This window comes from Rhodococcus sp. C-2 (assembly GCF_027854095.1).
Taxonomy (GTDB): Bacteria; Actinomycetota; Actinomycetes; order Mycobacteriales; family Mycobacteriaceae; genus Rhodococcus_F; species Rhodococcus_F qingshengii.
In genome coordinates this window covers 25,521-36,881 of the sequence record NZ_JAQGFI010000010.1, presented here as the reverse complement: position 1 = coordinate 36,881, position 11,361 = coordinate 25,521, and the positions used below count along the sequence as shown (strand labels likewise).

General features: G+C 61.5%; 10 protein-coding genes. 4 read left to right on the top strand and 6 right to left on the bottom strand.

The genetic code is table 11. The features are described 5' to 3' along the window. Nucleotide 1: 1 nt before the first annotated feature. A complete protein-coding gene (locus PCS43_RS21110) occupies nucleotides 2-898 on the bottom strand; it encodes a 3-hydroxybutyryl-CoA dehydrogenase (RefSeq protein WP_003941541.1) in 897 nt (298 codons plus the stop codon). Nucleotides 899-1,082: 184 nt separating this feature from the next. Then, the gene (gene aceA, locus PCS43_RS21105) at nucleotides 1,083-2,372 is read right to left on the bottom strand and encodes an isocitrate lyase (RefSeq protein WP_003941533.1); all 1,290 of its coding nucleotides are present in this window, start codon (nucleotides 2,370-2,372) and stop codon (nucleotides 1,083-1,085) included. A 503-nt stretch (nucleotides 2,373-2,875) separates the two neighbouring features. Here aceA and PCS43_RS21100 point away from each other — a divergent pair. From PCS43_RS21100 to ramB, 4 genes are all read left to right on the top strand, one after another. Then, nucleotides 2,876-3,499, top strand: a complete 624-nt coding sequence (locus tag PCS43_RS21100; RefSeq protein WP_230793337.1) for a serine/threonine protein kinase — start codon at nucleotides 2,876-2,878, stop codon at nucleotides 3,497-3,499. A 79-nt stretch (nucleotides 3,500-3,578) separates the two neighbouring features. Continuing rightward, nucleotides 3,579-3,866: an FmdB family zinc ribbon protein gene (locus PCS43_RS21095; protein WP_037129638.1), complete on the top strand. Its 288-nt coding sequence runs from the start codon at nucleotides 3,579-3,581 to the stop codon at nucleotides 3,864-3,866. Nucleotides 3,867-3,960: 94 nt separating this feature from the next. Further along, complete coding sequence (gene fmdA, locus PCS43_RS21090) at nucleotides 3,961-5,220, top strand: formamidase (RefSeq protein WP_042923284.1); 1,260 nt, start codon at nucleotides 3,961-3,963, stop codon at nucleotides 5,218-5,220. A 125-nt stretch (nucleotides 5,221-5,345) separates the two neighbouring features. After that, a complete protein-coding gene (gene ramB, locus PCS43_RS21085) occupies nucleotides 5,346-6,758 on the top strand; it encodes an acetate metabolism transcriptional regulator RamB (protein WP_003941547.1) in 1,413 nt (470 codons plus the stop codon). A gap of 5 nt (nucleotides 6,759-6,763) precedes the next feature. On the opposite strand, the gene PCS43_RS21080 is transcribed toward ramB, so the two are convergent. The 4 genes from PCS43_RS21080 to PCS43_RS21065 form a co-directional block, all read right to left on the bottom strand. After that, a complete protein-coding gene (locus PCS43_RS21080; RefSeq protein WP_209907980.1) occupies nucleotides 6,764-7,786 on the bottom strand; it encodes an alpha/beta hydrolase in 1,023 nt (340 codons plus the stop codon). A gap of 131 nt (nucleotides 7,787-7,917) precedes the next feature. Then, nucleotides 7,918-8,937, bottom strand: a complete 1,020-nt coding sequence (locus PCS43_RS21075) for an alpha/beta hydrolase (RefSeq protein ID WP_058227461.1) — start codon at nucleotides 8,935-8,937, stop codon at nucleotides 7,918-7,920. A 68-nt stretch (nucleotides 8,938-9,005) separates the two neighbouring features. Continuing rightward, a complete protein-coding gene (locus tag PCS43_RS21070; protein WP_054827783.1) occupies nucleotides 9,006-10,646 on the bottom strand; it encodes a class I adenylate-forming enzyme family protein in 1,641 nt (546 codons plus the stop codon). 9 nt (nucleotides 10,647-10,655) lie between these two features. After that, entirely contained in the window at nucleotides 10,656-11,360 is a 705-nt protein-coding gene (locus PCS43_RS21065; protein WP_020906733.1) for an ABC transporter ATP-binding protein, read from the bottom strand. Between the last annotated feature and the right edge of the window lies 1 nt (nucleotide 11,361).

Sequence of the window (11,361 nt, the reverse complement as noted above, 5' to 3'; positions counted from 1 at the left end):
CTTAGCTTGCCTGCTTGGTGGAGCGACCGTTGTCGGCGTATTCGTAGAAGCCCGCGCCGGACTTCTTGCCGGTCAAGCCGGCTTCGACCATACGCAGGAGCAACGGCGGAGCGGAGTACAGCGGCTCCTTGAACTCTTCGTACATGGAGTCGGCGATGGACTTGACGGTGTCGAGTCCGACCAGGTCCGTCAGAGCCAGCGGACCCATGGGGTGCGCGAGGCCGAGAACCGTTGCCTTGTCGATGTCTTCCTTGGTCGCGAAGCCCGACTCGACCATGCGGATCGCCGAGAGCAGGTACGGCACCAGGAGTGCGTTGACGACGAAGCCGGAGCGGTCGGCACTGCGGACGACCTGCTTGCCGAGGATGTCGCTGGCAAAAGCCTCGGCGCGCTGCGAGACGGAGGCACTGGTCTTGAGCGTCGTCACCAATTCGACGAGCGGCAGAACCGGAACCGGGTTGAAGAAGTGCATGCCGATGACTCGCTCGGGACGCTTGGTCGAGATGCCGAGCTTCATGATCGGGATCGACGACGTGTTGGACGCGAGAACCGCATCCGGGTCCGTCACGACCGCGTCGAGCTCGGCGAAGATTTCGCTCTTGATCTTCTCGTCTTCGACGACGGCCTCCACGACGAGCTGGCGGTCCGCGAAATCTCCCAGATCGGAGGTGAAACGCAGACGCCATGCGGCCTGCTCACGCTCACGTTCTGTGATCTTTCCGCTGCTCACGCCGCGGTCGAGCGAACGCAGGATGCGTGAACGCCCGGCTGCTGCAAGCTCGCGAGTCTGCTCGAAGACCAGAACATCGACATGTGCGCGGGCGCACACCTCGGCGATTCCGGCACCCATGATTCCGGCGCCGATAACGCCGACGCGCTGAATTTTTTCGCTGGTCACGTCAGCTCCTTGTTTGTCTCGTGGAGTTTGTCTGGTGAAGGTGTTGCAAAACAAGCACTTCGAACTGCGTCGACGCTGGTGGCCGACGCAATCGGAACTGCCTTGAAGACGAGAGAAAGTAGTGCGGTGATACAAGCAGGGGAGAGACCCGAAGCCGAGCCTCTCCCCCACCCGAAGTCAGTTCTTAGTGGAACTGTCCCTCTTCGGTGGAGCCCTTGAGAGCTGCCGTCGAGGTGTTGGGGTCAACGGTGGTGGCGATGGTGTCGAAGTAGCCGGCGCCAACCTCACGCTGGTGCTTGATGGCGGTGAAGCCACGCTCTTCGGCAGCCTTGAACTCGCGCTCCTGCAGGTCGACGAATGCCGTCATGCCTTCGCGGGCGTAGCCGTAGGCAAGGTCGAACATGCCGTAGTTGAGCGAGTGGAAGCCGGCCAGCGTGATGAACTGGAACTTGAAGCCCATTGCGCCGAGCTCCTTCTGGAACTTCGCGATGGTCGCGTCGTCCAGGTGCGCCTTCCAGTTGAAGGAAGGGGAGCAGTTGTAGGCCAGGAGCTGGTCCGGGAATTCGCTGCGAACGGACTCGGCGAACTTCTTTGCAACCTCGAGATCCGGCACGCCGGTCTCCATCCAGATGAGGTCTGCGTACGGTGCGTAAGCCTTGGCGCGAGCGATGCAGGGCTCGATGCCGTTCTTGACGCCGTAGAAGCCTTCAGCCGTGCGGGTTCCGTCGAGGAACGGGCGGTCGCGCTCGTCCACGTCGGAGGTGATGAGGGTTGCAGCCTCAGCGTCGGTGCGGGCGATGATGACGGACGGAACGTCCGCGACGTCGGAAGCCAGGCGAGCCGAGGTCAGGGTGCGGATGTGCTGCTGCGTGGGGATGAGCACCTTGCCGCCGAGGTGGCCGCACTTCTTCTCCGAAGCGAGCTGATCCTCCCAGTGGACACCGGCAGCGCCGGCGCCGATCATGGCCTTCTGCAGCTCGTAAGCGTTGAGAGCGCCACCGAAGCCGGCTTCGGCGTCGGCAACGATCGGAGCGAGCCAGTTGCTGACGGAGGTGTCACCCTCGGTCTTGGCGATCTCGTCGGCGCGCAGCAGTGCATTGTTGATGCGACGGACGACGGTCGGAACCGAGTTGGCCGGGTAGAGGCTCTGGTCCGGGTACGTGTGGCCCGAGAGGTTCGCATCGCCGGCAACCTGCCAACCGGAGAGGTAGATGGCCTTCAGGCCGGCGCGAACCTGCTGCACAGCCATGTTGCCGGTAAGTGCACCGAGGGAGTTGATGTAGTCCTCGTTGTTCACGAGATCCCACAGGATCTCGGATCCGCGACGAGCGAGGGTCTGCTCCTCGACGACGGTGCCCTGGAGCTTGACGACCTGATCGGCCGTGTAGTTACGAGTAACGCCCTTCCAGCGAGGGTTGGTGTCCCAATCCTGCTGGAGCTCAGCTGCGGTCTTCGGGGTGCCGGTGGTCGACATCAAGACTCCATCTCTTTGATCTGCTGGTCCGGCCTGTTGTGAGCAGTACGTGCGTACTACTTCACATACTTGCCAGGCCCTTCTTGTGTACTTACCGAGAATGGCACATCGAAAAAGTGCCGTCTACCTGTTGCTAATGCCAATCTTCGCTACCTTTTCAACACACTTTGCTAAGTCTGTGAAGATTCCTACGCGGCTGGTACTACGCAATCGGACAGGTTCCGTACTGGCGAGTAGGAAAGAAACCGCAGGCTGTGAACGAAATGCACTCAACTCCGCCGCTTGCGAATTCCGGCAGTTCGCACGCCACTCGGAACAGGCCCGTCCGCTACTTCGGAGCCAACTTCACTACCCGCGAGTGACCGCAATCACTCCTCGGCAACAGCCTTCGCTAGGACAATTCCGGGATCTACCCCTGGGAAAGCCGGAGACAACCCGTTCGCCGGCCATATGCTGTCGAACCATGACTTGTCGTTCGACGCCCCCGACCGGGCGATAAAGCGGTGCCGGACAACTATCAGCGGCCACCGAACAACCAGGCATGGTCGCAATCCGGTCCACAGCCGCCGCAGTTGGGCTACCGAGCCGCGCCGCAGTCGTATCCCCCGCCCCAGGGATTCCCGCCTGCACCGCCACGTGGAAATCCGCCGCCGCGTCGGCCCGGCTGGGTGATTCCGGTATCCATAATCGGAGTCATCACTGTGTTGGCTCTCTTCGGCGGGCTTGCCTGGGTCCTCTGGCCGAAGGACGTCCCCAACTCGGCCGCCGGTGGCGCCGCCCACACCACCATCAGCGCCGCGAACACACCCGGCACCACGACAACCGCTCCCAGCACGACATCCCCGACGACCACACGCGCCGCGAACTTCCCGGCCGGTGCGTCCGCCTGCCCCGGCGGGCAGCCGGCCGGAAGTTACAAGGAGTCCGCGACAAGTGGGGGCAAAACTTCATGTGAGTTTGCCGAGGCGGTTCGGATCGCCTACGGGAACTCCGGTGCAACCGGTGCATCCAGCACCGTGTCCGCACGTAGTCCGGTGACCGGCAAGGAGTACACGATGGCATGCAAGGTGACCTCCGGCATCGTCACCTGTACCGGCGGAGACAACGCGGTTGTGTACTTGCGCTGACGGGCGCAATTGCGGCATCGGCAACCCGGTGCGTGTCGTTCCAGTGTCGCACTTACGGATCCTCCGATAGCGTGACCGCATGCCTCTGTACGAGTTTCGCTGTACCGGCTGCGGCCCGCTCGAGCGGTCGTTCGCGATGGCCGAAGTGCCCCAGTCGATTACTTGCCCCCAGTGCAGTCTCGAGTCCAAGCGGGTGGTCTCGTCTCCCCGGTTGAGTCACGCGTCGTCGGCCGCGATGGGTCTACTGGACAGCACTGCTCGATCGGCTCACGAGCCTGCCGTGGTCAGTGGGTCGCTACCGGGCCGCGGCCGGCAATCTGCGCCGACGACATCCAATCCGTTGCACCGCAAGCTGCCTCGCCCCTGAGCGTCCTCACCGCGCGCCCTCGCCGTGAGTCCCGATCCGACACGAAAGTCCTGCCGCCACGAGTTTTCCGTTTCTTCGAGAATGAGGAGTGCATATGCCTGAACTGCTGTTTCCACTCGATTCCGCCAAGAAATTCACCGACCAGGCAATCGTCGGCCACAATCGGTGGCACCCGGACATCCCAGCGGCGGTGACGGTGAAACCCGGTGATGCGTTTCGTGTCCATTGCCGCGAATGGTTCGACGGCGCAATACACAACGACGACTCGGCCGACGACATTCTCAATGCACCACTGACCACGGTCCACACGCTGTCCGGCCCCTTTGCCGTCGAAGGCGCGAAGCCCGGCGACCTCTTGATCGTCGACATCTTGGATATCGGGCCTATCCCCCAAGAAGATTCGGGTCCGTTGGCCGGCCAAGGTTGGGGGTACACGGGTATCTTCCCTCGGAACAACGGCGGTGGCTTCCTCACCGAACAGTTCCCCGATGCGTACAAAGCCGTCTGGGATTTCTCCGGCCAAACGGCGACGTCGCGTCACATTCCGCACGTCTCGTTCACGGGCATCGTCCACCCGGGACTCATGGGCACGGCTCCGTCGGCAGCCTTGCTCGCCAAGTGGAATGCCCGCGAGGGCGCCCTCATTGCCACCGATCCCAATCGGGTTCCCCCGCTTGCACTTCCGCCCGAGCCCCGCGATGCAGTACTGGGAACCTTGACCGGTGACGAGTACACACGCGTGGCCGGCGAGGCGGCGCGCACCGCTCCCCCTCGCGAGAACGGTGGAAACCAGGACATCAAGAACCTCACCAAGGGCAGCCGAATCTTCTATCCGGTATTCGTGGACGGTGCGAATCTGTCGGTCGGCGATCTTCACTTCTCCCAGGGCGACGGAGAGATCACTTTCTGCGGTGCCATCGAGATGGGCGGCTTCATCGATCTTCGTGTGGACATCATCAAGGGCGGAATGGATACCTACGGCGTTTCCGAGAACGCCATCTTCATGCCGGGCAACACGGATCCGCAGTATTCCGAGTGGCTTGCGTTCTCGGGCACTTCCGTCACGTTGGACGGCGAACAGAAGTACCTGGATTCACATCTGTCCTACCAGCGTGCGTGCTTGCATGCGATCGAGTATCTGACCAAGTTCGGGTACGCGCCAGAGCAGGCGTACCTGCTACTCGGTGCGGCGCCGATCGAGGGTCGCCTGTCGGGTGTCGTGGATATCCCCAACTCGTGTTCGACGGTCTATCTCCCGACTGCGATCTTCGACTTCCCCCTTGCACCCTCGTCGAGCGGGCCGTTCCAGATCGATCCCGGAATCGGCGCCCCTCGTTCGGAGAACAGGGTCTAGGCCTCCGGCCCCGTGAGTGGTTAGGGAGTGCCGAGGCTCCTCAACCACTCACGGGGGCGGAGCCCCTGTGCGAAGACTGCGAACCCACCTTTGCGAAGCCGGACTGTCACTCGTATCCTGGGAAAATGTCGAAAACCTTTGTCGGTGTCCGGCTCCGCCAACTGCGGACCGAGCGCGGGTTGAGTCAGGCTTCGCTGGCCAAGACGCTCGAGATCTCGGCAAGCTATCTCAATCAGATCGAGCACGACGTCCGGCCACTCACCGTGCCGGTGCTCCTGCGAATCAGTGAAGTCTTCGGTGTCGACACCACCTTCTTCTCCCCGCAGGACGACACACGCCTGATCGCGGAAATGCGTGAAGTTGCCCTCGATCAGGAGATGGGTATCGACGCCGACGCCCACGAAATCGCGGAGATGGTCTCCACACACCCGGGCCTGGCCAAGGCGATGGTGAACATGCATCGCCGCTTCCGGAACACGACGGCCCAGCTCGCCGCAGCCACGGAGGACCGATTTTCCGACGGCAGCGGCAGCGGTTCGATCACCATGCCGCACGAGGAAGTGCGCGACTACTTCTATCAGCGACAGAACTACATCCACGATCTCGACACCGCGGCCGAAGAACTCACTGCCCGGATGCGCTTTCACCGTGGCGACGTCGCCGGCGAGATCGCCCGACGCCTCGAGTCCGTCCATGACGTGCAGATCGTTCGACGAGTCGACTTGGGCGAGAACATACTTCATCGCTACGACCCGGACACCAGGGTCCTGGAAATTTCCGCACGACTCTCCGGCGGGCAACAGGTCTTCAAGTTCGCGACAGAACTCGCATACCTCGAGCATGGCGACCTGCTCGACTCGTTGGTGGCCGAGGGCAACTTCACCAGCGAAGCGTCGGTTTCCCTGGCGAAGCTTGGTTTGGCCAACTATTTCGCCGCGGCCACCGTGCTGCCCTACAGCCAGTTTCACGAGGTTGCCGAGGACTTCCGGTACGACATCGAGCGCATGTCCGCCTTCTATTCCGCGAGCTACGAGACGATCTGCCACCGCCTCTCGACCCTGCAGCGCCCCAAACTTCGCGGGGTTCCGTTCATGTTCGTGCGTGTCGATCGTGCCGGAAACATGTCGAAGCGTCAGTCCGCCACCGGATTCCACTTCTCCACCAGCGGCGGTACGTGCCCGCTGTGGAACGTCTACGAGACGTTCTCGTATCCGGGCAAGATCATGCCTCAGATCGCGCAGATGCCCGACGGTCGTCGATACCTCTGGGTTGCGCGCACGGTCGAACGTCGAGCGGCTCGATACGGACAGCCCGCAAAGATCTTCGCCATCGGATTGGGATGCGAGATTCGACACGCCCACCGACTCGTCTACAGCGACGGTCTGGATCTGGACGAGTCGAATCCGGGAACGCCGATCGGCTCGGGCTGCCGTGTCTGCGAACGCCTCAATTGTCCGCAGCGTGCCTTCCCTCCGTTGGGTAAAGACCTCGACATCAGCGAGCACCGGAGTTCGATTTCGCCGTACGTGATTCGCTGACCGCGCTAACGCACGTGGTCGCGTAGGAACGCGACTGTGCGATCGAACGCGACCATCCCGTCCACGGTGTCGAGGTCGAACTGATATTCGTGGTCGAGTGCAGGCTCGTGATCGTCCGGGTAGAACAGTCCATCGACCTCGACGCCCAGATCGGCGAGCCGTTCTGCCATGGGTTTCGACTGGCTGGCGGTCAGTGGGTCGACATTTCCGCCGGTGATGAACGTCGCTGGAAAGTCCGAGGTCACATGACCCAGTGTCGACATCTGACCCACTGCAGTCGACCCGTCGAAGTCCCTCGTTCCGAGGTACCCCCACAGCGATTGCTTGTCGACGCCCCAACCGAAGTACTTCCCCTGTGACAGCAGCGATTTCAGATCGAAGACCCCACAGTCGAGGACAACTCCGCGTATCTGCTCGGGACGTAATGCCAGCTCCACACCCATTTCCGACGCGTAGTCAGGGCTGGTCATGACGGTCGCCAACTGACTGGACAACTGCGCGCCTGCCGAATCTCCCGCAAGAAAGAGATTGGTCGAATCGACATGCAACCTGTCCGCATTGCTCACGATGAATCGATACGCGTCGTTCAGCTGATTCACTGCGGTGGGGTAATACGCATCTGGTCCCAGTGAGTAGTCCACCGAAATCACAGTGAAGCCTTGATTTGCCAACAGTTTGTAGTAACCGTCGGCATCAGTTCTCGATCCTGATATCCAGCCACCGCCGTGCACCCAGACCACCGTGGGTAGCGCCGAAGTGGACTCCGACGGGTAGTACGCGTCCAGTTGTGCATCGTCGTCGCCGTCGCGGTACGACTGATCGAGAATCGAGACGATTCCTGACGGTGCATGCCTGTCGAGTTGTGCGTGAGTCGCTTCGGAGCCACCCGCTGACATCCACCGTACGAGGAGAACTCCTGGCCACGGACTGACGAGTGCCGCGGTTATCCCGGACAGCAGAATGACGACGAATACCGCCGCGATTCCGACAATGCGCCTTCGCCGTCTGTCGGGGGAAGACGCGCGCACAACAACTCCTGGGGTCGGATCGGATTCACCCAGGCTAGACCAAAAGGACTAGTTGAGAATTCCCTGGCAACGCACCCGCGGAGCTTTGTCCAAAATGACCATTTTCGCAGTGGTTCACCACAATCCGACATTTAGCCGGTATGAGCCTCGAGAAACTGAACCGTGCGATCGAGCGCAGTGAGACCGTCGGCATTGTCCAGATCGAACTGATACTCGTGACCGAGCGCCGGAACGTGATCGGCCGGATAGAACAGTGTGTCGACCGCAACTCCCAACCCGGTCAATTTGTCAGCCATCGGTTTCGACTGAGAATCCGTCAACGGATCGGCGTTGCCGCCGCTGATGTAGGCAGGCGGAAATCGATCGCTGACGTAGTTCAAGGTCGACATCTGATCCGCTGCGTCGGTACTCATGAAGTCACGCACGCCGGTATACGCCCAGAGGGACCGATCAACTCCCCAACCGATGATGCCGGGTCCGCCGACCATGTTCCCGACGTCGTAGATTCCACAGTTCAGGATTACTCCACGTAACTGATCCGGCCGCAGCGACGGGACCACGCCCACACGGTTCGCATAGGCGGGATCAGTGATGAGGGTGGCGAGCTGACTCGAGAGTTGCGCTCCCGCAGAATCACCCGCCAGAACGACCGTCGTCGGATCAACATGCAGCCGTTCCGCATTCGCGACGACGTACGCGTGAGCGTCGTTAAGCTGCCGCACTGCCGTCGGATAGTGGTGCTCAGGTCCGAGTGAGTAGTCCAGGGACACAACTGTGTAGCCACGCGAGGCCAGCAACTCGTAGTACGGCGCGTAGTTGGACTTGCTTCCCGAGATCCAGGCACCGCCATGAGTCCAGATCACCGTAGGCAATGCGGTCGTCGTCGCTGCGGGAAAGTAGACATCCAGGTATGCGTCGTCGTCATCGGCGCGGTACTGCTGGTCCTTGATCGAGTCGACGCCTTCGGGCGCGTGCTTCTCGAGCGCCTCGGTGACTTTCACGGCATCACGATCGAAGACCCATCGCACGGTGAGTGCGCCAGGTCTCGGGCTCAGAACGAAGGCCAGAACCACGGCTCCGACCAGAACGAACACAATTGCCAGAGCCCACAGCAAGCGCCTGCGCCACCGATGCGGTGAAGGGTTCGTCATCGGGTTTCCTTCACTCTCGGCACAATGTCCGGATCAGCGTAACGCGAAGCCGGTACCGCCAAGTGCGATCAGCCGAGTTCAGCGATCCGCCTCTGCGCGAGTGCCTTGACTTCACCCTTGGCTACTTTGCCGCCTGCCGCCATCGGCAATTCGGCGACCGTCATCACGTACTCGGGTATGTACTCGCGGGTCACTCCTCGGCTCTGCAGCCAGGCGGTCAGATCCTCCGAACTCAGATCGTCATCGGCGGACACGACGACCGCACAGACCTTCTCACCGAACAGCGGATCGTCGACCCCGACCACGGCGACCAACTCCACCGAAGGGTGCGCGCGCACGTACTCCTCGACTTCGACCGCGGAGATGTTCTTGCCGCCACGAATGATGATGTCGGCTTTGCGCCCGACCACACGCACCCGTCCTGTCTCGTCGATCTCGACGATGTCGCCGAGAAGCATCCAACCGTCATCGGTGTACAACTCGTCGTTCGCATCGGTGTCCCCCCAATAGCCCTGACACATCAGCGGTCCGTTCACCCCAGGCTGACCGCGGCGGACGGAGCCGGTCATTTCCTTTGCCGCATCGTCGAATACACGAACTTGCATGCGATCGATGACGTGGCCGCACGTCTTCAGTCGGGTGTCGGAATCGTCCGAAACCGTCGTCACCGAGACGGCGCCGGTTTCGTTCGATCCGTAGAACTGCAGGACAGCCGCTCCGGTACGTTGTTCGAATGCCAGCGCCTCCGAATAGGGCACGGCTTCACCACCGGTGAACATGAAACGAAGTGACGAGAGATCGGCCGATTCCGCGGCGTCCGAACGCAACAGCATCTTGAATTGTGTACTCACACAATTCAAAGCAGTCACCCGTTCGCGCTCGATCAACTCGATCATCACCGAAACGTCGAAGCGTTCCATGACGACATTGCGAGCACCGAGTAGTGCCGGCAGGAAATGCGAAGTCCAGAGGCCGAATCCGAAAGGTGCTGGAACCGCGCCGAGGAACACCTCATCCGAACCGATCGCCGCCGCCTCGGCGGCAATCTCGGAGAAACCAACCCAACGATCCTCGGTTTGTGTGACCAGTTTGGGTAGGCCCGTTGTGCCGGAGGTCGAGTTCAGCATCGAAACGGCTGACGTGACAAAACACGGACTGGTTGCGGGGAACTGCTTTAGCTCGACCGGCAACGAGGTGAGTTCGCCGTTTGCGCTCACGCGTTCGAAACTCACGTCGGCGCGTTCGTCGGCGAAGACGACGTCCAGTCCGGGATGCTCTGCCCGCAGACTCGCCACGAGTTCGGCGGTATCGACGCCGCGCAGCGTGCGAGTGGTGACGAGTACGGAGGCTTCCGAGCGGGCGATCAGATGAGAGATCTCGCGAATGCCCGAGCGCGAACCGATTCCGACGGCGACGCGGCCGGTACGAAATGCTGCGCAGAGAGCCGCATGGAATACAGCGGTGTCGGGGAGCAACACGGCTACATGTCCGTATCCCTCACCAGCTAGATCCAGCGCCGACGCGATCGCATCGGCAGCCGCGTCGTACTGCTTCCACGACACCCTCGATTCCGGAGTGACAAAGGCGGTTTCGTCCGGGATGGTCTCAGACCAATGCCTGACCATTTCGCTGATGCTGACGCCGGCGAAGCGGTCCGGATTCGTGGCGAATTCACCGACGGTGAAGTCGAGTGTCTTCGTTTCAAGCATGATCGTCGATCATCTCCCGTCGGCGCTGAGGACGCCCATCGATTGTTTGTACGCGTTGTCCAGTGTCGCTGCGGAATCGCATTCGCGGACGAGTTCGCCGCGCTGCATGACATATCCGCGGTCGACAACCGATTTCAGTGCAGTAAGTGCCGGTTCCGTCACGATGACGGTCACACCCTCGGCGGCCAGACCCCCGACCAATGCTCGCAGCTCCGCGACGATTTTCGGTGCCAGTCCTGTCATCATCTCGTCGAGGAGCAACACCTTCGGGGTTTCCAGAAGGGCCCGCCCCAGAACCAACATCTGCTGCTCACCACCGCTGAGGACCCCGGCATAACTCTCCGAGCGTTCACGCAGGATCGGGAACCTCTCGAAAGCTGTTTCCACGGCTTCGGCTTTCAATCCCAGCAGGTCTGCGCCGACGCGTAGGTTCTCGCGAACGGACATTCGCATGAACAGTTGCCTGCCTTGGGGAACGTAGGCAAATCCGCTGCGGACACGATCCAGTGCCGATAATTTCTGGATCTCTCGACCATCGAATTTGATTGTCCCGGTGGCGGGAACCGAGCCGTAGATGGATCCCGCCAAGCTGGTCTTGCCCGCACCGTTCGGCCCGACGATCGCTGTCACTTCACCGGCGGGGGCGACAAGGGAGACTTCCCGGACGGCGACAGCGGATCCGTATCGAACTGTGACTCTGTCGAGTTCGAGCATG

Coding starts and splice junctions, on each gene's coding strand:
- aceA (WP_003941533.1), bottom strand. CDS start 2,372: ATGTCGACCACCGGCACCCCGAAGACCGCAGCTGAGCTCCAGCAGGAT.
- PCS43_RS21095 (WP_037129638.1), top strand. CDS start 3,579: ATGCCTCTGTACGAGTTTCGCTGTACCGGCTGCGGCCCGCTCGAGCGG.
- fmdA (WP_042923284.1), top strand. CDS start 3,961: ATGCCTGAACTGCTGTTTCCACTCGATTCCGCCAAGAAATTCACCGAC.
- ramB (WP_003941547.1), top strand. CDS start 5,346: ATGTCGAAAACCTTTGTCGGTGTCCGGCTCCGCCAACTGCGGACCGAG.
- PCS43_RS21075 (WP_058227461.1), bottom strand. CDS start 8,937: ATGACGAACCCTTCACCGCATCGGTGGCGCAGGCGCTTGCTGTGGGCT.
- PCS43_RS21070 (WP_054827783.1), bottom strand. CDS start 10,646: ATGCTTGAAACGAAGACACTCGACTTCACCGTCGGTGAATTCGCCACG.
- PCS43_RS21065 (WP_020906733.1), bottom strand. CDS start 11,360: ATGCTCGAACTCGACAGAGTCACAGTTCGATACGGATCCGCTGTCGCC.